Source organism: Streptomyces lacrimifluminis, from assembly GCF_014646095.1.
In the GTDB taxonomy this organism is placed as follows: domain Bacteria; phylum Actinomycetota; class Actinomycetes; order Streptomycetales; family Streptomycetaceae; genus Streptomyces; species Streptomyces lacrimifluminis.
This window is the reverse complement of record NZ_BMMU01000003.1, coordinates 341,045-363,059: the sequence shown is the minus strand read 5'-3', so window position 1 is coordinate 363,059 and position 22,015 is coordinate 341,045. Positions and strand designations below refer to the sequence as shown.

Sequence of the window (22,015 nt, the reverse complement as noted above, 5' to 3'; positions counted from 1 at the left end):
CCACCAGCAGGACCAGTGGGAGGTAGCACCGTGAGCGGGACGGACACGACCAGGGGCGTCACCGGTGAGGACGAGGTCGTGGACCTCTGTCGCGAGCTCATCCAGATCGACACCAGCAACTTCGGCGACCACTCGGGACCGGGTGAACGCAAGGCCGCCGAGTACGTCGCCGAAAAGCTCGCCGAGGTGGGTCTGGAGCCGCAGATCTTCGAGTCGCACAAGGGGCGCGCCTCCACCGTGGCGCGCATCGAGGGCGAGGACCGGTCCCGGCCGGCGCTGCTCATCCACGGCCACACCGACGTCGTACCGGCCAACGCGGCGGACTGGACCCACCACCCGTTCTCCGGCGAGATCGCGGACGGGTGCGTGTGGGGCCGGGGCGCGGTCGACATGAAGGACATGGACGCGATGACCCTCGCGGTCGTCCGCGACCGGCTGCGCACCGGCCGCAAGCCCCCGCGCGACATCGTCCTCGCCTTTCTCGCGGACGAGGAGGCGGGCGGTACGTGGGGCGCGCGGCACCTCGTCGACCGGCACCCCGACCTGTTCGAGGGTGTGACGGAGGCGATCGGCGAGGTCGGCGGGTTCTCCTTCACCGTCAACGAGAACCTGCGGCTGTATCTCGTCGAGACGGCCCAGAAGGGCATGCACTGGATGAAGCTGACCGTCGACGGCACCGCCGGACACGGTTCGATGATCCACAAGGACAACGCGATCACCGAGCTGTCGGAGGCCGTCGGACGCCTCGGGCGGCACAAGTTCCCCGTCCGGGTCACCAAGACACTGCGGCACTTCCTCGACGAACTCGGCGACGCGCTGGGCACCGAGCTGGACCCCGAGAACATGGACGCGACGCTCGCCAAGCTCGGCGGTATCGCCAAGCTGATCGGTGCCTCGCTGCAGAACACCGCCAACCCGACCCAGCTGGGCGCCGGCTACAAGGTCAACGTCATTCCGGGCCAGGCCACCGCGCACGTCGACGCCCGTTACCTGCCCGGCTACGAGGAGGAGTTCCTCGCCGACCTGGACCGCATCCTCGGCCCGAACGTGAAGCGCGAGGACGTGCACGCGGACAAGGCCCTGGAGACCTCCTTCGACGGGGCGCTCGTGGACGCCATGCAGACCGCGCTGGTCGCCGAGGACCCGATCGCCCGGGCCGTGCCCTACATGCTCTCGGCCGGCACCGACGCCAAGTCCTTCGCGGACCTCGGCATCCGCTGCTTCGGCTTCGCGCCGCTGAAGCTGCCGCCGGAGCTGGACTTCGCGGGCATGTTCCACGGTGTTGACGAACGCGTGCCGGTCGACGCGCTGAAGTTCGGGGTGCGTGTGCTCGACCGCTTCATCGAGGCATCCTGAATCCCGTGCCGGGCCTGTGTTCCCGGGGGTCTGCCGCATTCCCAACAGCCGTGGATCCGCCCGGAATTACCCGATTGAACGACACTCCAATAATCGTCCGCGTGTGCGTGGCTGACTGAGAAGAGTGAATGCGCTCATAGGGTCGTAGCCCTAATGCCTCCTCCTCGTTACTGGTGATGCGGTCCGCTACTCGGGATCGCATTGCCAACAAGGAGAAAATAATGATCAAGAAGATCGTCGCCGCTGCGGCTGCCACTGGTGGTCTGGTTCTCGCGGGTGCGGGCCTGGCCGTCGCCGATGCGGGTGCCCAGGGTGCTGCCGTGCACTCCCCGGGTGTTCTGTCCGGCAACGTCGTTCAGGTTCCCGTTCACGTCCCGGTGAACGTCTGCGGCAACACGATCTCCGTGATCGGGCTGCTGAACCCCGCCTTCGGCAACACCTGCGTCAACAACTGATGCCGCACCTCACTTCGTGAGGTTCTGACTCCCAGCGAGTCTGAGCCTGTCGGCCCCGGAACGCTTTCTGCGCTCCGGGGCCGACAGGTCGTTCCGGAAGGTTCACGACACATCATGTGAAGGCAGGGATGCAGCAATGCGAGAGGTCACTCGCAAGGGCCTGATGACCGTGGCGGCGGCGACAGGCGTGATGGCCGCCGCCGGCGGCGGCCAGGCGCACGCGGACTCGGGTGCGAACAGCGCCGCCTCCAACTCACCGGGCGTGCTGTCCGGCAACACGGTGAGTGCGCCGGTGAGCGTGCCGGTCAACGCCTGCGGCAACACCGTGAGCGGCGTCGGCCTGCTCAACCCGGCGATGGGCAACAAGTGCGCCAACGGCGGAGGCGGCGGCAAGGACAGCGGCGGTCACGGCTCACCGGGCGGACACGGAAACCAGGGCAACCAGGACCAGCACGGTGGTCACGGCAACCAGGGCACCCATGGCGGCCAGGGAGGTCACGGCTCGTCCGGCGGTTACGCCGGGCACGGCTCGTCCGGCGGCCACGGCTCACCCGGAGGGTACGGCGGCTACAACGGTCACGACGGGTACGGCGGCCAGAGCTGGTACGGCGACTCGGGCACCCCGGGTGGCTTCGGGTACCCGGGCAGCCCCGGCGGCCACGGCGGCTCCGGTGACTGGGCCGACTGGCACGGTTGGGAGGGCTCGTACGCCGGCGGATACGCCACCGACTCGCCGGGCGTCGGTTCCGGCAACCACGTGGAGGCCCCGGTCGACGCACCGGTCAACCTCTGCGGCAACAGCGTCGACGTCATCGGCATCGGCAACGCGGTGACGGGCAACGACTGCTCGAACACCGGGGAGCACGCGGGCGGCGGCCACCCGGCGCCGCCCCCGGAGACCGACGAGCCGTGCCCGCCTCCCGGCTACGGTCACGAGACTCCGGGCTACGGTCACGAGACCCCGCCCCCGCCCGGAAAGCCGCAGCAGCCGGAAAGCCCCCAGCTTCCGGGCGGCCCCTCGCAGCCGGGACCCCCGGGAACCCCGACCCAGCCGGTGTCGCCGCTCGCACCGCCCAGTACCGCGCACGGTGTGACGCCTCCGGCCGGCCCCACGTACGTCGACCAGAGCGGTGCGCCGACCGTTCCGCAGCCCCGGGCCGCCGCGCAGCTCGCGCACACCGGTGGTGACCTGCCGCTGGGTGTCGCCCTGCCGGTGGGCGCGGGCATGCTGCTCGCGGGCACCGTCCTCTACCGCAAGGCACGCGCCTCGGCGTAGAGCCGTACGGGGATCCCGTACGCACGGGAGGAATGCGCCGCGCGGTCACCCGGTGACGTCGCGGAAACGGAGCGGGCCCCGCAGACTGCGGGGCCCGCTCCGTTTCCGCGACGTCATCTCACCACGTGGCCCGTACCTGGCGGATGATCCGCCGACGCAACCGCACCCTGCGGCTGCCGTCGCGCAGCAGGCTCAGGCGGTCCAACTCCCAGTGTCCGTACTCGGCATGGTCCGTGAGCAGACGTGTGGCCTCCTTGCGGGTGACCCCGCGTGGTACGTACACGTCGACAAATTCGTATTCCGGCATCGCATCTATTGTGCGGGCAGAGGCCCGGTACGGATAGCGTCTGCACTATGTCTGATGCTGCGCAGCCCACCGCTGCCGAGGTACGCGCCGCCGCCGAGGCGGTCAAGACCGCGCTCGACCGCCACCTGGCGGCGGTCGAACGCCGGTCGGGGGAGGACGACCCCGATGTCTATGAGGCGTTCAACCAGTTGGCCGCTGCCGCCGAGGTGTACGACGAGCTGCTCTACGACCGTTACGACGAGGTCACCCCCTTCGAGATCCCGGGTTCGGACGACGCGCTGCCGCCGTACGCGGGCCCCGAGGAGCCGAACGCGCTGAGTGTGCTCATCCGCCGCGACTACGCCGTGGTGGAGCCGCGGCGGCTGCTGGCGCACGCACAGCGGGTGGAGGCCGTGGACGACGAGGGCACCGAGGCCTCCGGCACGGTGCATGGGGCGCTGGGCATCCTGTTCGGCGAGTTCGAGCCGGACGAGATCGCCTCCCGGCACAAGGAGTTCGGCCTTGAGGAGGCGGACTCCACACTGTGGGTGACGGCCGCGGACGAGCCGACCGACCCCGGCGAGTGGCTGGAGGCTCCCTTCGACCAGGTCGACGCGGAGCGGGTGGTCTGCCGTTTCGACGTCAGCGCGGTCTTCGACGACGACGCCGACGACGTCATCGAGGACGACGACCTGCTGGAGGACGCCCTCGATCCCGACCTGGTGGCGGCGGGCCTGGACGAGGACGAGGACCTGGAACCACTGGACGCCGATCGCCTGCGCTAACCGGTCGGCGACCGGATGTGCCGACGGCGGCGGTCATGGGAAGCAGGGCTTCCCATGACCGCCGCCGTCGTTCGTCCTCGCTCGCTCGCTCGCTCGCTCGCTCGCTCGCCCGCCCCGCCCGCTCAGGCGGTCGGCTGCACCTGGGCTCCGAGCAGGCCCGGCAGCCGTGTCGTACGGGCCTTCGCCGGGACCTCCGCGACCGCGCGGGGCAGCGCCTGGTCCACGCCGTGCACCACGGAGAGATGACGCTCCGCCCGGCCGAAGGCCGTGTAGACCCAAGGCCGGGTCAGCGACGGGGCCGCGTCCCCGGGCAGTACGACGACGGCGGCCGGCCAGTGCAGCCCGACCGCCTGGTGCGCGGTGAGCGCCCACCCGTGCCGCACGCTCAGCTCGACCCGCTCCTTCGGTACGACGACGGGGGCGCCGCCGCACTCCAGGTGCAGTCCTTCCGCGTCGGCCTTGACGACCTGTCCCGGCACCGTCCGTCCCGGCGCCGGGGAGTACGCGATCCGGTCGCCCGGGTCGAAGCCGCCGAAGCGGCCCGGGCCGGGGTTCAGCCGTTCCTTGAGGGCGGAGTTGAGGGCGCGCGTGCCCGCCGCGCCGCCGTGCCCCGGCGTGATCACCTGGGTCTGCTCCGGCGGCACACCGAGTGCCCTGGGCACCGAGTCCGCGACGAGCTGCACGGTCCGGTGCACCGCCTCGCCCGCGTCCCGTACGGGGACGATCACGACCTCCTTGCCCGGCGCCTCGACCTGGGTCAGCTCGCCGACGGAGACACCCGAGACGAGTTCGCCGATCGGGCCGGGATCGGGCGTGCGCGAGACGACGTGCGGGCACGCGCGTGCGGCGAGCAGATCGGCGAAGACCCGCCCCGGCCCGGCCGACCACAGGACCGCCGGATCACCGCTCAGCAGCAGCCTGGCGCCGTCGGGCAGTGACTCCACGACCATCGCCGCGCTCTCCACGTCGAGCTGCGGTGCGTCCAGCACGACCAGCAGGTCGAGTTCGAACGCCCCCTCGGCGTCCCGCCCGGGCCCCTCGGCCCCGGCCAGCAGTCCCGCGACGGTGACGACGGATTCCCACCCCGACTCCGTGTCGGAGGTGTCCTCGGGCGCGAGAAGTGCCGCGAAACGGCGGCGCCCGTCGGGTGTGTGTGCCGCCGCGCAGACCCGCAGGCCCAGGGAACGGGCGGCGGCGACGAGGGCGGCCGGTTCGGCGCGCGCCGCGTCACCGCCCGTGTGCAGCACGAGCCCGTGCCCGGCGACGGCACGGACCAACTCGGCAGCGGAACCGGAGCCCGACGCCCCGGCCGACGACTCCCAGTCCTCGGACGCCTCCTTGGGCAGCGAGTTGACGATCCGTGCGAGCCCGTCGGCGAGGCTCTCCTCGGCGAGCGCGTACCGCTCCAGCCCGATGAGCACGCGAACGGGTCGCTCGGCGGCCTCGCTGTCCTCACGGCCCTCGTCGTCCTCGTCGTCCTGTCCGTTCGCCGCGGGCCCTGCGGCTTCCTCGACCGCGTCCTGGAACTCCAGTGCCTCGCCCTCCGCGACCGTGCTCTGTACGGCGGTGTCCGGGTCGGGCACGGCGCGCTGGGTGAGTGCGGCGGTCAGGGCGGAGGCGTCCAGCACCGTGTGTCCGGCCAGGGCGGCCTGCTCCAGCAGCCACACCGTGAGCGCCCGGCCCCGCCGCTCGTCGTCCGGACCGCACTCGGCGCCGAGCAGCGCCCGGGCGAACCCGTCGGCCTGCTCGGGCCGCACTCCGGCGACCCGGAGCAACTGCCAGGGATCCGCGCGCAGTTGCCCGTCCGCTCCGTCGCCGAGGGCGGACACCACCTGCGGCGCGAGCGTGTCCGGCGCGCCACCTTCGGCCAGGACGCCCCGCACGGCCTCGGTGGCTACCGGGTCGCCGGCGACGGGTGCGGCCGGCTGGGGCCGCCGTGCGGGAACGGCCGAGGCGGCGGCGGGGGAAGGGGAAGCCGATGGGCGGGCGGAAAGGGCTCCTGGTCCGGCCGTGGGCCAGGATTCCGGTGTGCGGAAGGCGATGGCCGCCGCGGGCTTCTCCCCGCTCTCCACGGCCCGGACGGCCGCCATCAGATCGGCGGCCGTACCGCTGAGCTTGGTGCCGCTCGCGATCGGCCCCTTCTTCTCGGCCTTGCGCCGCTCGATCCGCTCCCGGAGCTCCCGCTGAGCGGCCAGCTCGGCCTCGGCCTCGGACGGCTGCCCGGCGTCTGTACTTTCGGTGGTCTCGGTCCGATCGGTGGTCTCGGTCGACGAATCGTCCGCCGTGTCCTGGGCGGCCTCCTCGGCGGCGCCCGGGGTCCCCGGCTCGGCTTCCTCCGTGGTGTCGGGCTCCGTGGTCACAGCGTGCTCCAGTCGTGATCGGGATAGCGGTGCACGGGCGCTGACACGTCGTCGAGCGCCCGGCAGATCTCGTCAGGAAGACTAAGGGTCTCCACTGACAATGCGGCCGTGAGCTGCTGCGCGTTGCGCGCGCCGACGATCGGGGCAACCACACCGGGCCGGTCGCGGATCCAGGCGAGCGCCACCTGCAACGGCGTCACCGCCAGACCGTCGGCCGCCGTCCGCACCGCGTCCACGATGCGGCTCGCCGTGTCGTCGAGATACGGCGCGACGAAGGGCGCCAGATGCTCCGAGGCGCCCCGGGAGTCCGCCGGGGTCGAGTCGCGGTACTTGCCCGTCAGGACGCCGCGGCCGAGCGGCGAGGAGGGCAGGAGTCCGACGCCCAGGTCGAGTGCGGCGGGCAGCACCTCGCGTTCGATGCCGCGCTGGAGCAGTGAGTACTCCAGCTGCGTGCTGGACAGCCGCGTACGTATGCCCGGTGCCGAGAGCTGCCAGGTCGCCGCCTTGGCCAGCTGCCAGCCGCAGAAGTTGGAGACGCCGGCGTATCGGGCGCGTCCGCTGCTGACGGCGAGGTCGAGGGCCTGGAGGGTTTCCTCAAGGGGAGTGTCGGGGTCGTACGCGTGGATGTGCCAGACATCGACGTAGTCCGTGCCGAGGCGGGTGAGGGAGGCGTCGAGGGCGGCGAGGAGGTGGCCGCGGGAGCCGTCGACGCGGCGGTCGGGGTCGGGGACGCTGCCGGCCTTGGTCGAGATGACCAGGTCGCGGCGCGGCACGAGCCCTTCCATGAGCTGCCCGAGCAGATACTCGGCCTCTCCGTCGCCGTACACGTCCGCGGTGTCGACGAGGGTTCCGCCCGCTTCCCAGAACGCTTTCAACAGGGCCGCGGCGTCATGCTCGTCGGTGTCCCGACCCCATGTCAGGGTGCCGAGCCCGATCCGGGACACACGCAGGCCGGTACGACCGAGATGCCTCTGCTCCATGAACGCCGAGATTACTGGCCAGAGCTGACCAAGTGGGTTGCCTGTGGACAACGGTTTCCCCGCCCCCGCCGCCCCTACCCGTCCTGTCCCTGGGGGCTGCCGCCCCCGGACCCCCGCTTCGGCCCTGAAGGGGCCTCGTCCTCAAACGCCGGACGGGCTGGATGGTGCCGGCCCGGCGAGATCCACGCCCCACCGCCGCCGGAGGCCGACGCGCTAGTGTCTGTCGCACAAGGGACGTTACTGATCGGTAAGGGGAATCGGCCATGAAGCTCGGGATCAACCTCGGCTACTGGGGCGCCGGAATGGACGCGGACAATCTGGCCGTCGCGCAGGAGGCCGACCGCCTCGGATACGCCGTCTGCTGGGCCGCCGAGGCCTACGGCTCGGACGCGGCCACCGTGCTCACCTGGGTCGCCGCCCAGACCGAGCGCATCGATGTCGGCTCGGCCATCTTCCAGATTCCGGCCCGCCAGCCCGCGATGACCGCGATGACCGCCGCGACGCTGGACTCGCTCTCCGGCGGCCGGTTCCGGCTCGGCCTCGGTGTCTCGGGCCCGCAGGTCTCCGAGGGCTGGTACGGCGTCAAGTTCGACAAGCCGCTCTCCCGTACGCGCGAGTACGTGGAGATCGTACGCAAGGCGATGAGCCGTGAGCGGCTCTCCCACGACGGTGAGCACTGGACGCTGCCGCTGCCCGGCGGCCCGGGCAAGCCCATCAAGCTGACCGTGCACCCCGAGCGCGAGCACATCCCGCTCTACATCGCCGCGATCGGCCCCAAGAACCTCGAACAGACCGGCGAGATCGCCGACGGGGCACTGCTCATCTTCCCGTCCGCCGCGCACATCGAGGACACCGCCATCCAGTACCTGCGCGCGGGGCGCGAGAAGGCCGGCAAGAGCCTCGAAGGGTTCGACGTCTGTCCGACGCTGCCGCTCGCCGTCGGCGACGACAAGGACGTGGCGACGCTCGCCGACACCTTCCGGCCGTACACCGCCCTGTACGTGGGCGGCATGGGCAGCCGCAAGCAGAACTTCTACAACCAGCTCGCCCAGCGCATGGGGTACGAGAAGGAAGCCGCCGAGATCCAGGACAAGTACCTGTCCGGCGACAAGCAGGGCGCCGCTGCCGCCATTCCGCACGACCTGATCGACCAGACGACGCTGCTCGGCTCGGTGGACCGGATCGCCGACCGGATGCAGGCCTATGCGGCGGCCGGTGTCACCACGCTCACCCTCGCCCCGGCCGGCTTCACGCTCGACGAGCGGATCGCCTCGCTCCGGGCGGGCACCGACGCCCTGGAGCGCGCCGGGCTCGCATAGGGGACGTCAGCGGAAGCGGAAAGTTCCGCGGCCGTGGTGGGGGCTCGGGGGTCTTCCCCGCCACGGCCGTCACGGAGCACAACGCGCCGCGGATCCGGCGGTTACGGCCCCCGCGTCCGCCGGGGCCTTCGTACTTACGTCCTGACGCGCCTTTGCCGGTCCTTCTTTCGGCGGAGTTGTCGGGCGCAGGTGTTGCAGCGTGCCGGGTACCGCATTTGACTCGTTGTCTGACATGTTCTTCCACGTTTTTCGCGGAACACCGCAGACCTGCGAGAGGTGCCTCTCATGCTTTCGGCCAGGAGCCTGTTCCAGGAGATCCTCGACAACGACGAGTCCTTCCGCCTCTTCTGCTCCATCGCGGCCGGCGGGGAGTCCCAGGGCGGCTGGGAGAACGCCCGGATCGCCGCGCTCGTCCCGGCGAGCGAACGCGCGCTCGCCCCCAGGATCAGCCGCCACGGCGCGGACGAGGACAAGCACGGGCGGATCTTCGACGCCCTCATGAGGAAGCGCGGCCTCCAGCCCGTCGACGTCCCGGCCGACACCGACTACACGATGCTGCTGGAACGGCGGGGCATCGGTCTCTCGCACGAGAAGCTCAAGAGCGACCATCCGCTGACCGTGCCGGACATCGTCACCTACCTCGCCCACAGCCGCGTCACCGAGCAGCGCGCCTCCGAGGAGATGGAGCTGTTGCGCAGGCACTTCGGCGACCACCCCGACCTCGGCCGCGCGGTGCGGATGATCTCCCGCGACGAGGACAACCACCTCGCCTACTGCCACGAGGAACTCCTGCGCTTCGCGGCGGCCGGTCATGGCCGCGCCATCCAGCGGACGCTGCGCGAGTGCGCGCTCGCCGAGATCCGCGTCTACCGGGACGTCAGCCTCGCGGTGATGTCGCACATGGGGCGCGTCCTGGGCTGGCCGAGGCCCAAGGCGGCGCTCCTCGCGGCGGGCATCCGCGCGGTGTACGTCTACGAGCGCGCCGTCGGCTGGCGCCGCATGGTCTCCCTGCGCATGCCCGAGCGGCGCGACGCCCTGGGCGGCCCGGCGACCACGTCACCCGAGTTCGCCTGAGCCGTCCAGGGGCGGTACGGCAACCGCGCTACAGCCAGCCCCGGCGCTTGAACATCCGGTAGAGCAGGACCTCCACCACGGCCATCCCCGCGATCAGCGCCGGGTACGACCACACCCAGCGCAGCTCCGGCATGTGGTCGAAGTTCATGCCGTAGATTCCCGCGACCATCGTGGGGAACGCGGCCATGGCGGCGAACGCGGAGATCTTCCGCATGTCGTCGTTCTGCCGGACGCTCATCTGCGCGAGATGGGCCGAGAGCACGTCGGAGACCAGGCGGTCGAGGCCCTCCACGGACTCGTTCACGCGCGTGAGGTGGTCGCTGACGTCCCGGAAGAAGGGCTCGGCCTTCTCGTGCACGAAGGGAACGCGCGCGCCGAACAGGCCCGTGCCCGCGAGCCTGCCGATCGGTGCCGCCAGGGGGCCGGTGGCGCGGCGGAACTCCAGGATCTGGCGCTTGAAGGTGTAGATGCGGGACGCCGTGTGGCGCGAGCCCCCGCCGGACGGCGAGAACACCTCCGCCTCCAGCTCCTCCAGGTCGGTGCCCAGTTCGTCCGCCACTTCCACGTAGTGGTCGACGACGGCGTCGGCGATCGTGTAGAGCACCGCCGTGGGGCCGTGGCGCAGCATCTCGGGCTCCGCCTCCAGCCGGTGCCGCACGGCCGCGAGGGGGGCCTCCTCGCCGTGCCGCACGGTCACGACGAAGGAGTCGCCGATGAAGACCATGATCTCGCCGGAGGAGACGATGTCGGCCTTCGGCTCGTATCCGACCGGCTTGAGGACCATGAACAGCGAGTCGTCGTACACCTCCAGCTTCGGCCGCTGATGCGCGTGGAGGGCGTCCTCGACGGCCAGGGGGTGCAGTCCGAACTCCTGCGTGACCTTCTCGAACTCCTTCTCGGTGGGCTCGTGCAGGCCGACCCAGACGAACGCGTCCCCGACGTCGTCCGCACGGCACTCGTCGAGGGCGTCGGAGAAGTCCGCGGGCCCCTCCCTCCGGCGTCCGTCACGGTAGATGGCGCAGTCGACGATCACGATGCGCATTCTCCCGCCGCCCGGCCGGAAAAGCACTCCGGCCTCCCTCTGGGGGCCGTACGCCTACCCTGGGCCGCATGCCCACGCTGATCCTCGTCCGGCACGGACGTTCCACCGCCAACACCTCTGGCGTGCTCGCCGGCCGCACACCCGGAGTCGCCCTCGACGAGCGGGGCGCCGCGCAGGCCGCCGCGCTGCCCGGGCGTCTCGCCGAGCTGCCGATCTCCGAGGTCGTCACCAGCCCGCTCCAGCGCTGCCAGGAGACGGTCCGGCCCCTTCTCGAAGCCAGGCCGGACCTGCGCCCGCACACCGAGGAGCGGATCACCGAGTGCGACTACGGGGACTGGTCCGGGCGCAAGCTCGCCGAGCTGACGGACGAGCCCCTGATGCAGGTCGTCCAGGCCCACCCGACCGCCGCGGCCTTCCCCGGCGGGGAGTCCATGCGGGCCATGCAGACGCGCGCGGCCGAAGCCGTACGCGAGTGGAACGCGCGCGTGGAGGCCGAGCACGGCGCCGACGCCGTCTACCTCATGTGCTCGCACGGCGACATCATCAAGTCCCTTGTCGCGGACGCGCTCGGGCTTCATCTCGACCTCTTTCAACGGGTGTCCGTAGAACCTTGTTCCATCACCGCGATCCGTTACACCCGTCTCAGGCCGTTTCTCGTCCGCCTCGGGGACACCGGCGACTTCGCCTCCCTGGCGCCGCGCGAGGGACCTCCGGGGGAGGAGGCCGCGGTCGGGGGTGGTGCGGGCGCACCGTGATCGTCGTCAGCAGTAGGGTGAAGCGGTCGCGGTAGCGCCGCGGATGCCGAAAATCATTCGATTCAATGGAGACAGGACGTGTCCCGTCAGGTGTTCCTCTACGACCCCCCGGACCGCTTCGTGGCCGGTACGGTCGGGCTGCCCGGGCGCCGTACGTTCTTCCTCCAGGCCACCGCCGGCCCCCGGGTGACCAGCGTGGCACTGGAGAAGACCCAGGTCGCCGCGCTCGCCGAACGCATGGACGAACTGCTCGACGAGGTGGTACGCCGCAGCGGGGGCAGTGCCGCCGTCCCGGCCGTCGCCCCCACCGAGGTGTCCGACACCCGCCCCCTCGACACCCCTGTCGAGGAGGAGTTCCGGGTCGGCACGATGGCGCTCGCCTGGGACGGCGACGAGCAGCGCATGATCGTCGAGGCGCAGGCACTGGTGGAACTGGACGCCGAGTCCGAGGAGGACCTCGTCGAGGCCGAGGAGCGGCTCCTCCAGGACGAGGAGAACGGCCCTCCGATGCTGCGCGTCCGGCTCACCGGCGCACAGGCCCGCGCCTTCGCCAGGCGCGCCCTCGACGTCGTCAACGCCGGCCGGCCGCCGTGCCCCCTGTGCAGCCTCCCGCTCGACCCGGAAGGACACGTATGTCCGCGCCAGAACGGATACCGCCGCGGAGCGTGACGGCCACCCGTACGCCCGCCGAACTGCTCACCGAGGGTGAACTGACCGTACGCGGGCGGATCAGCGAGGCGTCGAACGCGGCGCTGTACTGCACGGTCTCGTACGAGGGTCAGGAGGCCGCCTGCATCTACAAGCCCGTGGCCGGTGAGCGGCCTCTGTGGGACTTCCCCGACGGGACCCTCGCCGAGCGCGAGATGGCGGCGTTCGAGGTCTCGGAGGCGACCGGCTGGGGGCTGGTCCCGCCGACCGTGCTGCGCGAGGGGCCGTACGGCGAGGGGATGTGCCAGCTGTGGATCGACGCGGAGGCGGACGAGGGCGGCCGGCTGCTCGCCCTGGTCGACGGTGAGGAACCCGGACCCGGGTGGAAGGCGATCGCCTTCGCCGAGGTCGGCGAGGGGAAGACGGCCCTGCTGGTCCACGCCGACGACGAGCGGCTGCGGCGGCTCGCCGTGCTCGACGCGGTGATCAACAACGCGGACCGCAAGGGCGGGCATCTGCTGCCGGGCGGCGAGGGGCGGCTGTACGGGATCGACCACGGGGTCACCTTCAACGCCGAGAACAAGTTGCGGACATTGCTGTGGGGGTGGGCCGGAGAGCCCCTGACGCCGGAGGCGGTCGCGGTGCTGACGGAGCTGAAAGGTGCCCTGGGGGAGGGCGGAGCGCTGGCGGTGCGGCTGGCCGAGCTGGTCACCAGCGACGAGATCGAGGCCACGCGCGTACGTGTGGACGCGTTGCTGGAGTCAGGGAGGCATCCGGAGCCCAGCGGGGAGTGGCCGGCGATTCCCTGGCCGCCCGTCTGACACGGCGCGGGGCTGTCGCGGGAGTCCCGTCAGGCCACCGTCAGCCCCCTCTGCACGTGGGGAGGAATCTCACAAGACCCTCTTCCCGGCCATCCGGACCCGGTCCGGCTCGTATACGGAACATCCGTCCGGTTACGCTCATGACATGCATGCCTGGCCCGCTTCCGAGGTCCCCGCCCTGACTGGTCAGGGCCGCGACCTGAGGATCCACGACACCGCGACCGGCGGTCTCGTCACCCTCGACCCCGGTCCCGTCGCCCGTATCTACGTCTGCGGCATCACCCCGTACGACGCGACCCACATGGGTCACGCGGCGACCTACAACGCGTTCGACCTCGTACAACGCGTGTGGCTCGACGCCAAGCGGCAGGTTCACTACGTCCAGAACGTCACCGACGTCGACGACCCGCTGCTGGAGCGGGCCGTGCGCGACGGGATCGACTGGGCGGGGCTCGCCGAGAAGGAGACCGCCCTCTTCCGGGAGGACATGACCGCCCTGCGGATGCTGCCCCCGAAGCAGTACATCGGCGCCGTCGAGGCGATACCCGGGATCGTCCCGCTCGTCGAGCGGCTCCGGGACATGGGCGCGGCGTACGAGCTCGAAGGGGACGTCTACTTCTCCGTCGAGTCCGACCCGAACTTCGGCAAGGTGTCCCACCTGGACGCCGCCGCCATGCGCCTGCTGTCCGCCGAGCGCGGCGGTGACCCCGACCGGCAGGGCAAGAAGAACCCGCTCGACCCGATGCTGTGGATGGCCGCCCGGGAGGGTGAGCCGAGCTGGGACGGCGGTTCGCTGGGCCGCGGTCGCCCCGGATGGCACATCGAGTGTGTCGCCATCGCCCTGGAGCACCTCGGCATGGGCTTCGACGTGCAGGGCGGCGGCTCCGACCTCGTCTTCCCGCACCACGAGATGGGCGCCTCGCACGCCCAGGCACTGACCGGCGAGTTCCCCATGGCCAAGGCGTACGTCCACGCGGGCATGGTCGCGCTCGACGGCGAGAAGATGTCCAAGTCCAAGGGCAACCTCGTCTTCGTGTCCGCGCTGCGCCGCGAGGGGGTCGACCCGGCCGCCATACGGCTCGCCCTGCTCGCCCACCACTACCGGGACAACTGGGAGTGGACCGACCAGGTTCTCGCTGACGCCGTCGCGCGGCTGGGGCGCTGGCGCGCCGCCGTGTCCCGGCCCGACGGGCCGTCCGCCGACGTGCTCGTCGAGGAACTGCGCGAGGCTCTCGCGAACGACCTGGACGCCCCGGCCGCACTGGCCGCCGTGGACCGCTGGGCTGTCCTCCAGGCGGAGCGGGGCGGTACGGACGAGGGCGGCCCCGGCGTCGTGTCCCGTGCCGTGGACGCCCTGCTGGGCGTGGCGCTGTAGAGCGGAGTCCCCGTACGGGGCGGGGCGCCGGCCGGTTCGCAGCCGCTCGGCGCTCCTGTGCGTGGGCCCGCGGCCTGGGGGAGCCGGTCGAGGCCGGTCGGCCCACGCGAGCCGTCCACAGCTGTCGAGGTGCTGTCGAGTCTCCGGGGCGGGCTGTGGCGGGAGTCGGCATGTGATGTGGTGGCAGGGTCAGTTGACCCGCAGGACCGGCCAACTGCCGGTCCCTTCCCGGAAGGAAGCCCCGTGGCACCCACACACGGTTCCTTCGCACGCCACGTCAGCCGCCGGGGACTCCTCGCAGCGGGCGCCGCCACCGTCTCCGCCGCCCTGGTCGCCTCACCGGCCGCCGCCTCCCCGAAGACCCTGCCGACCCTGATACCGCTGCCCAACGGCTTCCGCCCGGAAGGCATAGCCACCGGCGCGGGCCCCTACGCCTACCTGGGCTCGCTCGGCAACGGCTCGATCTACCGCGCCGACCTGCGCACCGGCGGCGGCGAGATCATCTCCACCGGGCCCGGTACCCCGTCCGTCGGCCTCAAACTCGACGGCCAGGGACGGCTGTTCGTCGCCGCCCGCGCCCAGGGCGCCCGGGTCGTGGACATCCGCACCGGTGCCGTCCTCGCCTCGTACGCCCTCACCACGGCGACCCCCACCTTCGCCAACGACGTGTTCCTGACCCGGCGCGCGGCGGTCTTCACCGACTCCTTCCAGCCGGCCCTGTACGTCCTCCCGCTCGGCCGGGGCGGCGCGCTTCCGGGCGCCGGCGACGTCGTACGGATCACCCTGAGCGGCGACTGGAGCCAGGTGCCCGGCGAGGTCGTCCACGCCAACGGGATCACCGCGACGCCCGACGGGAAGGCGCTGCTCGTCGTCCAGTCCGGGGTCGGCGCACTGCACCGGGTGGACCCGCGCACCGGGGTCACCAGGCTCGTCGGCCTCGGGGACGCGGCCCCGCTCACCAACGGCGACGGCCTGCTGCTGATCGGGCGCACGCTGTACGTCGTACAGAACCGGCAGAACGCGATCGACGTGTTCACGCTGTCCCAGGACGGGAGCAGCGGGGTCTTCCGGCGGCGCATCACCGACCCGGACTTCGATGTGCCGAGCACGGTGGCCGCGTACCGGAACCGGCTGTATCTGCCCAACGCCCGCTTCACGACGACGCCGACGCCCGAGACGACGTACGCCGTGGTCGCGGTGGAGCGCTGACGGACGCCGGGACGTGACGTACGGGGAAGGGCCGGTGCGCGTGGTGCGCACCGGCCCTTCCCCGTACCTGGCCGCTCACTCCTCCGGGGAGTCCTCGTCGTCCGTGCTCGGCAGCTGGGGCGGCTTCGGCGGCTGCGGTTTCGGGCGGGGCGTCGGGTTGTCCCGGAGGTACGACGCGCTGTCGGTGCCGTCCGCGGTGGCGTGGCCGCCGGAGGCCGGGCCGGGGCCCGCCGGGCCGGTGCCGTCGCGGCGGCGCAGATAGCGTTCGAACTCGCGGGCGATCGCCTCGCCCGTCGCCTCGGGCAGCTCGGCGGTGTCCCGGGCCTCCTCCAGCGTCTGCACGTACTCCGCGACCTCACTGTCCTCGGCGGCCAGCTGGTCCACGCCGACCTGCCAGGCGCGCGCGTCCTCGGGCAGCTCGCCCAGCGGGATGCGGATGTCGATCAGGTCCTCCAGGCGGTTCAGGAGGGCCAGCGTCGCCTTCGGGTTGGGCGGCTGCGACACATAGTGCGGGACCGCCGCCCACAGCGACACCGCCGGTACGCCCGCGTGTGTGCACGCCTCCTGGAGGATGCCGACGATGCCCGTGGGGCCCTCGTACTTGGTCTCCTCCAGATCCATCCGCTGGGCCAGATCCGCGTCGGACGTGACCCCGCTGACCGGAACCGGACGGGTGTGCGGGGTGTCGCCGAGCAGAGCGCCCAGGACCACCACCAGCTCCACGCCCAGTTCGTGCGCGAAGCCCAGCAGCTCGTTGCAGAACGAGCGCCAGCGCATCGACGGCTCGATGCCCCGGACCAGCACGAGGTCACGGGGCTTGTCGCCGCCGACCCTGACCACGGACAGCCTGGTCGTCGGCCAGGTGATCTTGCGGACACCGTTGTCCAGCCACACGGTGGGGCGGTTGACCTGGAAGTCGTAGTAGTCCTCGGCGTCGAGCGCCGCGAACACCTCGCCCTTCCACTCCCGGTCCAGATGCGCTACCGCGCTGGAAGCGGCGTCGCCGGCGTCGTTCCACCCCTCGAACGCGGCCACCATGACTGGGTCGATCAGCTCGGGAACCCCCTCCAGCTCGATCACCCAGCGCCTCCTTCCGACGTGCCCTCGCTTGACCACCCAACCTTACGGCGTGCGGCGGGGGCGCCCGCAGCCCCCTTGCAGGGGAGTGAACGGATCACTGCCCCGATAGACCCCCCGAAACACCATCCTTGAGCCACCCCTTACCACCCCCGCATTCATCCGAGCGGTCGGGCAGTCGGTCCTGAGGGTTCCGATACGGCTTCCGGTGTGTGTTTCCGGTGTGTGTTTCCGATACGGCGTCCGAGCGGGCTAGAGGGTCGACCTCAGCCACTGCTCCACGCTCGCGATGTGCACTGTCGCCCATGACCGCGCCGCCTCCGCGTCCCGGTCGCGCAGGGCGCCCAGGATCGCCCGGTGCTCGTGCAGGGTGCGGCTGACCGCGTCCTCCTGGGTCAGACCGCGCCAGATCCTGGCCCGGGTGGTGGGCCCGGAGAGACCGTCGAGGAGGGAACAGAGCACCGAGTTGCCGGAGCTCTGCACGATTCCCCGGTGGAACTCCAGGTCGGCGGCGACCAGTTCCTCGACCGACGGCTCACCGCCCAGCCGCTCCAACTGGGCGGACAGCGCGTCCAACTGCTGCTCGCTGATACGGGTCGCCGACATCGCGGTGGCGGCCGGCTCCAGGATGCGGCGCACGGCCAGGAACTCCAGGACCGTGTCGTCGCGGTGGAAGTCGACGACGAAGCTCATCGCTTCGAGCAGGAGTTGCGGATCCAGGCTGGTGACGTAGGTGCCGTCGCCCTGCCGTACGTCGAGGATCCGGATGAGCGACAGGGCGCGCACCGCCTCCCGCAGGGAGTTGCGGGACAGCCCGAGTTCGGCGGCCAGCTCGCTCTCCTTGGGCAGCCGGTCGCCGGGGCGCAGCGACCCGGAGACGATCATCCCCTTGATCTTCTCGATCGCCTCGTCGGTGACTGCCATGGCGGGCCTCCCAGTCGTTCAGACATCCGATGTCTCAGGCCATTATGGGGGTTCGATGGGCTGAACGGACCACAAAATGCGATGTCAGCCCGTACGGGGGTGCCCTACGGGTGGCGGGAACGGTACCTGCGGGCTGCCGGTTCGGCAGCACGTTCGGGTGTCGGCCCGGCAGTCCGTACGGATGCCGGGCCCACCGTCCTCGCCGGTGTCAGGCCAGTGTTTCCAGGTCGGCGAGTGCGGCGGCCTCGTCGAGTGTGGTCAGGGTCCGGTTCCGCATGAGGACCCTGCCGTCCACGACGGTGTCCCGGACGTCCGCCGAGTGCGCCGCGTACGCGAGCGTGGACCAGGGGTCGTGCCGGGGCCGCAGATGCGGTGCGCCGAGGCCGAGCACGATCAGGTCGGCCCGCTTGCCGGCCTCCAGGGAGCCGAGCAGGTCGCCCAGGCCCAGTGCCTTCGCGCCCTCGACGGTCGCCATGCGTACTGCCTGTTCCGCGCCGACGGCCGTGGGGTCGCCGCCCGCCTTGTGCACGAGGGCCGCCTGCCGCACCGCCCCCAGCACGTCCAGGGTGTTGGAGCTGACGGCCCCGTCCGTGCCGAGCCCGACGGTCACACCGGCGCTGAGCAGCCGGGGCACGGGCGCGATGCCGCAGCCGAGCTTCAGGTTCGAGACGGGACAGTGGGCGACGGACGTGCCGGTGCGGGCCAGCGCCGCGATCTCCGGCCCGGTCAGGTCCACGGCGTGGGCCAGCAGCAGGTCGGGGCCCAGCAGCCCGAGCGAGTCGAGCAACTCCACGGGACGCTTGCCGTACCGCACCTCGACGGTGGCGACCTCGGTCGCGTTCTCGGCGGCGTGGATGTGCAGCAGGGCGCCGAACTCCCGTGCCAGGGCGGCGATTTCGACGAGCTGCCCGGGCGAGAGGGTGTAGGTGGAGTGGGCGAAGAGGATCGGGCGGTGGCCGGGGCGGGGGGTGCCACGGGCGGCCAGGTCCTGCCGGGCCCACGCCAGCCGCTCCTCGTAGGCGATGCCGTCGGGCGGTCCCGGCACGTCCATGAAGGTGGGGCCGGTGTGCAGCCGCCAGCCCGTCTCGCGCGCCGCCTGTTCGGCCGCCTCGTGGAACCAGTACATGTCGAGCGCGGAGGTCACCCCGGCCCGTACGCTCTCGGCGACCGCGACGCGGACGGCCGCCGCCACGTTCGCAGGCGAGAGCAGCCGGGCCTCCCACTTCAGCACGCGCTCCAGGAAGCCCTGGAGGGTGACGTCGTCGGCCCGGCCGCGCAGGAGCGTCATCGCGAGATGGGTGTGCGTGTTGACCAGGCCGGGCAGGACAAGGCAGTTCGCGGCGTCAAGGGACTCGTCGGCTGTGAACCGGGTTGTCAGCTCCTCGGTGGGGCCGACGGCGACGATCTCGCCGTCCCGGACGGCAACCGCGCCGTCGTGTACGACGGTTCCGGTCTCGTCGACGGTGAGGACGTCACCGCCGTGCACCAGGAGATCGATGTGCTCGCTCATACGCCGTACTCCTCGTCGTCGGCGGCCCCGGCCTCGTTCGCGGCCAGCAGACGCAGGGCCTCCAGCGACACGACCGCGCCGCGTTCGACGCCTTCCGCCACGATCTCCCGGTGCGGGTTGTAACCGCCGGTGGCGGTCTCGTCGACGAGTTCGTCCGCGTTCGCCCCGTCGATGACGACCACTCCGCCCGCGACCAGTCCACGCAGCGAGGCCGTCACCAGCAGCGCGCTCAGCTCCATCTCGATGGCGGCGAGTCCGGCGCCCTCGTAGGAGAAGAGGGGGAGGAGACCGGGCTGGAAGGCGGCCCGCGTCCACACGATGCCCCGGTGGTGCGGGGCGCCCGCCTCGCGCGCCGCCCGCTGAAGCGCGAGCACCGCCTCGGGGGAGGACACCGCCGGGTACTCCGGGGGCAGCAACTGCTGGGTGACACCGTCGTCCCGGACGGCGGCCTCGGCGATGACGAGGTCCCCGTCGCCGATCCCCGGTTTCATCGCCCCCGCCGTACCGAACCGCAGGAAGGTCCGCACACCGGCGTCCGCCAGCTCCTGGAACAGCAGGATCGCCCCCGGAGCGCCCACCCCGTGCGAGGCGACCACCATCGGCACGCCCTTCCAACTCCCGCTGAACACGCGGTATTCGCGGTGGTACGACACCTCCTGCGCGCCCTCCAGCTTGGCGCCGACGAGAGCGGCGCGCAGCGGGTCGCCGACGACCAGCGCACGCGGCGGCAGCCCCGTGCGGGGTATCCGGGTGACGGGCAACAGGTCCTGCGTCATGAGACGGCTCCAGCGGAAGGGGACGTGGAAGGGGTGCGGCGACGGCGGCGGGCCGTCGTCAGGAAGAGGGCGCCGAGGGTGACGACGTACGGCGCGGCGTCGGTCGCCTGCTGCGGCAGACCGAGGCCCTGGAGCCGGAAACCGGCCGCCTCCGAGAGGCCGAACAGCAGCGCGGCCAGCAGCACGCCGAGCGGCAGCGCACGGCCGAGCATGACCGCGACGACCGCGATCCAGCCGCGTCCCGCCGTCATGTTCTCGGAGAACAACGTGACGTTGCCGAGCGCGAGTTGGGCCCCCGCGAGCCCGCACAGCACCCCCGACACGAGCACGGCCCCGTACTGGTACCTGACCGGGCTCACGCCGAGCGTGGCCGCCGCGTCCGGTGCCTCGCCGACCCCGCGCAGCCTGAGCCCCCACACATGCCGGGACAGCATCAGAGCGGCCACTCCGACCGCCGCCCACGCCAGATACGCGAGCGGCGAGAAGCCACCGACCAACGGCAGCCCGGCCAGTGACGGATCGTCAAAAGTGCCCTGCACGCCGAAGACGGTACGGAGGAGGAAGCTGGTCAGGCCGACTGCCAGGAGATTGAGGGCGATTCCGAGCACCACCGCATCCCCGCGCAGGGTCACCGCGCCCACGGCCAGGATCAGGGAGTACACGGCGGAGGCGAGCGCCGCCGCCAGCACGCCGAGCCAGGGGCTGCCGGTGAACCAGCTCGTGGCCACCGCGGTGAAGCAGCCCATCAGCATCATGCCTTCGAGGCCGATGTTGAAGACACCCGCCCGTTCGCAGATCGCCCCGCCGAGCGAGGCCAGCAGGATCGGCGTCAGCGCGCGCAGCGCCGACATGAGGAGATCGGAGTCGAAGAACATCAGACCAACTCCCCTTGCGAGCTTTGCGGACCCTGCGGGACGGGATTGTCGAATGGCTTGTTGTCGCGTCTGCGGGCGAAGCGCGGGAAGCGCAGCCGCGCCGCCAGGAACACGATCACGATCGCCTGGAGCACCTGCGTCAGCTCGCGCGGTACCTCGGTGGTCCGCTCCATCGACAGGCCGCCCACCTGGAGCACGGCGAAGAAGAAGGAGGCGAGGACCGTGCCGACGGGCGCGGCACCGGCCAGCAGGGCCGCTGTCAGGCCCGTCCAGGTGTAGCCGGACGCGGTGAGCGAACCGTCGAGGAAACGGTACGGGAAGCTCAACACGCCTATGGCGCCCACGAGTCCGGCCAGCGAGCCCGACACCGCCAGCAGCCGGAGCGTGAGGCCCTTGCGCTCGACGCCCGCGTAGGCGGCGAAACGGGAGTTGAGGCCGGTCATCCGCATCTCGTACCCGAACGCGGTGCGCCGGTCGGTGAACCAGTACGTGGCGGCGGCCACCACGACCAGCAGCAGCCCGACCGTCACGGTCGACGAACCGAACGCGGGCAGCGCGACCCCGACCGGGAGCTGCCGGGTCTGGGGAAGGCTGGAGCCCGGTTCCTTGAGCGGATAGCGGGCCAGATAGGAGGCGAAGGACGCCGCCGGGTAGCTGAGCAGCAGACTGCTGACCAGCAGCGGTACGCCGAACCGGTTCTCGCACAGGGCGGCCAGGGCCGCGTACCCGGCACCGGCCGCCATGCCCGCGAGCAGCGCGAGGACGACGGTGAGGGGCGCGGGCAGCGGCGAGTACAGCCCGGTCACGGCGGCTGCCATCCCGCCGAGCACCATCTGCCCGTCCCCGCCCAGGTTGATGAGCCCGGCGCGCAGCGGCACGGCCAGCGCGAGGGCCAGCCCCAGCACGCTCGTCAGGGTGGTCAGCGTCGGCCCGATGCCGTCGGCGCCGAGCGAACCGCTGAGCACCGCGCCGTACGCGGCGACCGGATCGGCGCCGGTCCCGACGAGGAACAGGGCACCGATGACAACCCCGGCGAGCACCGAGAAGGCGACGGGGGAGCGGAGGGCCCTCGCTATAAGGGTTGTTGGCGATGTTCGGGGTGCTTGTTCCAT

The 22,015-nt window shown here is 71.6% G+C and carries 21 protein-coding genes; 11 read left to right on the top strand and 10 right to left on the bottom strand.

Annotation, left to right across the window (positions count from 1 at the left end; all coding sequences use genetic code 11):
- Positions 1-30: 30 nt before the first annotated feature.
- From IEY89_RS07045 to IEY89_RS41650, 3 genes are all read left to right on the top strand, one after another.
- Positions 31-1,356 (top strand): M20/M25/M40 family metallo-hydrolase, encoded by a 1,326-nt coding sequence (locus tag IEY89_RS07045; RefSeq protein WP_189146389.1) that lies wholly within the window; start codon positions 31-33, stop codon positions 1,354-1,356.
- 221 nt (positions 1,357-1,577) lie between these two features.
- Positions 1,578-1,811: a chaplin ChpH gene (chpH, locus tag IEY89_RS07040; protein WP_189146388.1), complete on the top strand. Its 234-nt coding sequence runs from the start codon at positions 1,578-1,580 to the stop codon at positions 1,809-1,811.
- A 136-nt stretch (positions 1,812-1,947) separates the two neighbouring features.
- Positions 1,948-3,087, top strand: a complete 1,140-nt coding sequence (locus tag IEY89_RS41650; protein WP_189146387.1) for a chaplin — start codon at positions 1,948-1,950, stop codon at positions 3,085-3,087.
- 118 nt (positions 3,088-3,205) lie between these two features.
- Here IEY89_RS41650 and IEY89_RS07030 read toward each other — a convergent pair whose 3' ends face one another.
- On the bottom strand, positions 3,206-3,394 hold the full coding sequence (locus IEY89_RS07030; protein WP_018549191.1) for a DUF5703 family protein: 189 nt from the start codon (positions 3,392-3,394) through the stop codon (positions 3,206-3,208).
- A gap of 47 nt (positions 3,395-3,441) precedes the next feature.
- Here IEY89_RS07030 and IEY89_RS07025 point away from each other — a divergent pair, with 47 nt between their 5' ends.
- Complete coding sequence (locus IEY89_RS07025) at positions 3,442-4,158, top strand: hypothetical protein (protein ID WP_189146386.1); 717 nt, start codon at positions 3,442-3,444, stop codon at positions 4,156-4,158.
- A 122-nt stretch (positions 4,159-4,280) separates the two neighbouring features.
- On the opposite strand, the gene IEY89_RS07020 is transcribed toward IEY89_RS07025, so the two are convergent.
- Both IEY89_RS07020 and IEY89_RS07015 read right to left on the bottom strand, forming a co-directional pair.
- Positions 4,281-6,518 carry a helix-hairpin-helix domain-containing protein gene (locus IEY89_RS07020; protein WP_189146385.1) on the bottom strand — a complete coding sequence of 746 codons (2,238 nt, stop codon included), beginning with the start codon at positions 6,516-6,518 and terminating at the stop codon, positions 4,281-4,283.
- Positions 6,515-7,498 carry an aldo/keto reductase gene (locus tag IEY89_RS07015; RefSeq protein ID WP_189146384.1) on the bottom strand — a complete coding sequence of 328 codons (984 nt, stop codon included), beginning with the start codon at positions 7,496-7,498 and terminating at the stop codon, positions 6,515-6,517. The genes IEY89_RS07020 and IEY89_RS07015 overlap by 4 nt, the downstream gene beginning before the upstream one ends.
- Positions 7,499-7,761: 263 nt before the next feature.
- Between IEY89_RS07015 and IEY89_RS07010 the strand changes: the two genes are divergently transcribed.
- Entirely contained in the window at positions 7,762-8,817 is a 1,056-nt protein-coding gene (locus IEY89_RS07010) for an LLM class F420-dependent oxidoreductase (RefSeq protein WP_189146383.1), read from the top strand.
- 285 nt (positions 8,818-9,102) lie between these two features.
- Positions 9,103-9,891, top strand: a complete 789-nt coding sequence (locus IEY89_RS07005; protein WP_189146382.1) for a ferritin-like domain-containing protein — start codon at positions 9,103-9,105, stop codon at positions 9,889-9,891.
- Positions 9,892-9,919: 28 nt separating this feature from the next.
- On the opposite strand, the gene corA is transcribed toward IEY89_RS07005, so the two are convergent.
- Positions 9,920-10,924, bottom strand: coding sequence for a magnesium/cobalt transporter CorA (gene corA, locus IEY89_RS07000; RefSeq protein ID WP_189146498.1), 1,005 nt, complete (start codon positions 10,922-10,924; stop codon positions 9,920-9,922).
- 77 nt (positions 10,925-11,001) lie between these two features.
- Between corA and IEY89_RS06995 the strand changes: the two genes are divergently transcribed.
- The 5 genes from IEY89_RS06995 (at position 11,002) to IEY89_RS06975 (ending at position 15,741) form a co-directional block, all read left to right on the top strand.
- Positions 11,002-11,688: a histidine phosphatase family protein gene (locus tag IEY89_RS06995; protein WP_189146381.1), complete on the top strand. Its 687-nt coding sequence runs from the start codon at positions 11,002-11,004 to the stop codon at positions 11,686-11,688.
- A 78-nt stretch (positions 11,689-11,766) separates the two neighbouring features.
- Positions 11,767-12,357, top strand: coding sequence for a DUF3090 domain-containing protein (locus tag IEY89_RS06990; RefSeq protein ID WP_189146380.1), 591 nt, complete (start codon positions 11,767-11,769; stop codon positions 12,355-12,357).
- On the top strand, positions 12,321-13,157 hold the full coding sequence (locus IEY89_RS06985) for an SCO1664 family protein (RefSeq protein WP_189146379.1): 837 nt from the start codon (positions 12,321-12,323) through the stop codon (positions 13,155-13,157). The genes IEY89_RS06990 and IEY89_RS06985 overlap by 37 nt, the downstream gene beginning before the upstream one ends.
- A gap of 145 nt (positions 13,158-13,302) precedes the next feature.
- On the top strand, positions 13,303-14,532 hold the full coding sequence (gene mshC, locus IEY89_RS06980; RefSeq protein WP_189146378.1) for a cysteine--1-D-myo-inosityl 2-amino-2-deoxy-alpha-D-glucopyranoside ligase: 1,230 nt from the start codon (positions 13,303-13,305) through the stop codon (positions 14,530-14,532).
- A gap of 243 nt (positions 14,533-14,775) precedes the next feature.
- Complete coding sequence (locus IEY89_RS06975) at positions 14,776-15,741, top strand: SMP-30/gluconolactonase/LRE family protein (protein WP_189146377.1); 966 nt, start codon at positions 14,776-14,778, stop codon at positions 15,739-15,741.
- 75 nt (positions 15,742-15,816) lie between these two features.
- Here IEY89_RS06975 and IEY89_RS06970 read toward each other — a convergent pair whose 3' ends face one another.
- From IEY89_RS06970 to IEY89_RS06945, 6 genes are all read right to left on the bottom strand, one after another.
- Positions 15,817-16,821, bottom strand: coding sequence for a PAC2 family protein (locus IEY89_RS06970; RefSeq protein WP_189146376.1), 1,005 nt, complete (start codon positions 16,819-16,821; stop codon positions 15,817-15,819).
- A 249-nt stretch (positions 16,822-17,070) separates the two neighbouring features.
- Positions 17,071-17,742: a FadR/GntR family transcriptional regulator gene (locus IEY89_RS06965; protein ID WP_189146375.1), complete on the bottom strand. Its 672-nt coding sequence runs from the start codon at positions 17,740-17,742 to the stop codon at positions 17,071-17,073.
- A 208-nt stretch (positions 17,743-17,950) separates the two neighbouring features.
- Positions 17,951-19,252 carry an amidohydrolase gene (locus IEY89_RS06960; protein WP_189146374.1) on the bottom strand — a complete coding sequence of 434 codons (1,302 nt, stop codon included), beginning with the start codon at positions 19,250-19,252 and terminating at the stop codon, positions 17,951-17,953.
- The gene (locus tag IEY89_RS06955; RefSeq protein ID WP_189146373.1) at positions 19,249-20,028 is read right to left on the bottom strand and encodes a nucleoside phosphorylase; all 780 of its coding nucleotides are present in this window, start codon (positions 20,026-20,028) and stop codon (positions 19,249-19,251) included. Before IEY89_RS06955 ends, IEY89_RS06960 begins: the two co-directional genes overlap by 4 nt.
- A complete protein-coding gene (locus IEY89_RS06950; RefSeq protein ID WP_189146372.1) occupies positions 20,025-20,903 on the bottom strand; it encodes an ABC transporter permease in 879 nt (292 codons plus the stop codon). Before IEY89_RS06950 ends, IEY89_RS06955 begins: the two co-directional genes overlap by 4 nt.
- Positions 20,903-22,015, bottom strand: a complete 1,113-nt coding sequence (locus IEY89_RS06945) for an ABC transporter permease (protein ID WP_189146371.1) — start codon at positions 22,013-22,015, stop codon at positions 20,903-20,905. Before IEY89_RS06945 ends, IEY89_RS06950 begins: the two co-directional genes overlap by 1 nt.

Coding starts and splice junctions, on each gene's coding strand:
- IEY89_RS06955 (WP_189146373.1), bottom strand. CDS start 20,028: ATGACGCAGGACCTGTTGCCCGTCACCCGGATACCCCGCACGGGGCTG.
- IEY89_RS06950 (WP_189146372.1), bottom strand. CDS start 20,903: ATGTTCTTCGACTCCGATCTCCTCATGTCGGCGCTGCGCGCGCTGACG.
- IEY89_RS41650 (WP_189146387.1), top strand. CDS start 1,948: ATGCGAGAGGTCACTCGCAAGGGCCTGATGACCGTGGCGGCGGCGACA.
- IEY89_RS06995 (WP_189146381.1), top strand. CDS start 11,002: ATGCCCACGCTGATCCTCGTCCGGCACGGACGTTCCACCGCCAACACC.
- chpH (WP_189146388.1), top strand. CDS start 1,578: ATGATCAAGAAGATCGTCGCCGCTGCGGCTGCCACTGGTGGTCTGGTT.
- IEY89_RS06945 (WP_189146371.1), bottom strand. CDS start 22,015: ATGGAACAAGCACCCCGAACATCGCCAACAACCCTTATAGCGAGGGCC.
- IEY89_RS06960 (WP_189146374.1), bottom strand. CDS start 19,252: ATGAGCGAGCACATCGATCTCCTGGTGCACGGCGGTGACGTCCTCACC.
- IEY89_RS07015 (WP_189146384.1), bottom strand. CDS start 7,498: ATGGAGCAGAGGCATCTCGGTCGTACCGGCCTGCGTGTGTCCCGGATC.
- IEY89_RS07030 (WP_018549191.1), bottom strand. CDS start 3,394: ATGCCGGAATACGAATTTGTCGACGTGTACGTACCACGCGGGGTCACC.
- IEY89_RS06965 (WP_189146375.1), bottom strand. CDS start 17,742: ATGGCAGTCACCGACGAGGCGATCGAGAAGATCAAGGGGATGATCGTC.
- mshC (WP_189146378.1), top strand. CDS start 13,303: ATGCATGCCTGGCCCGCTTCCGAGGTCCCCGCCCTGACTGGTCAGGGC.
- IEY89_RS07005 (WP_189146382.1), top strand. CDS start 9,103: ATGCTTTCGGCCAGGAGCCTGTTCCAGGAGATCCTCGACAACGACGAG.
- IEY89_RS07010 (WP_189146383.1), top strand. CDS start 7,762: ATGAAGCTCGGGATCAACCTCGGCTACTGGGGCGCCGGAATGGACGCG.
- IEY89_RS06985 (WP_189146379.1), top strand. CDS start 12,321: ATGTCCGCGCCAGAACGGATACCGCCGCGGAGCGTGACGGCCACCCGT.
- IEY89_RS07025 (WP_189146386.1), top strand. CDS start 3,442: ATGTCTGATGCTGCGCAGCCCACCGCTGCCGAGGTACGCGCCGCCGCC.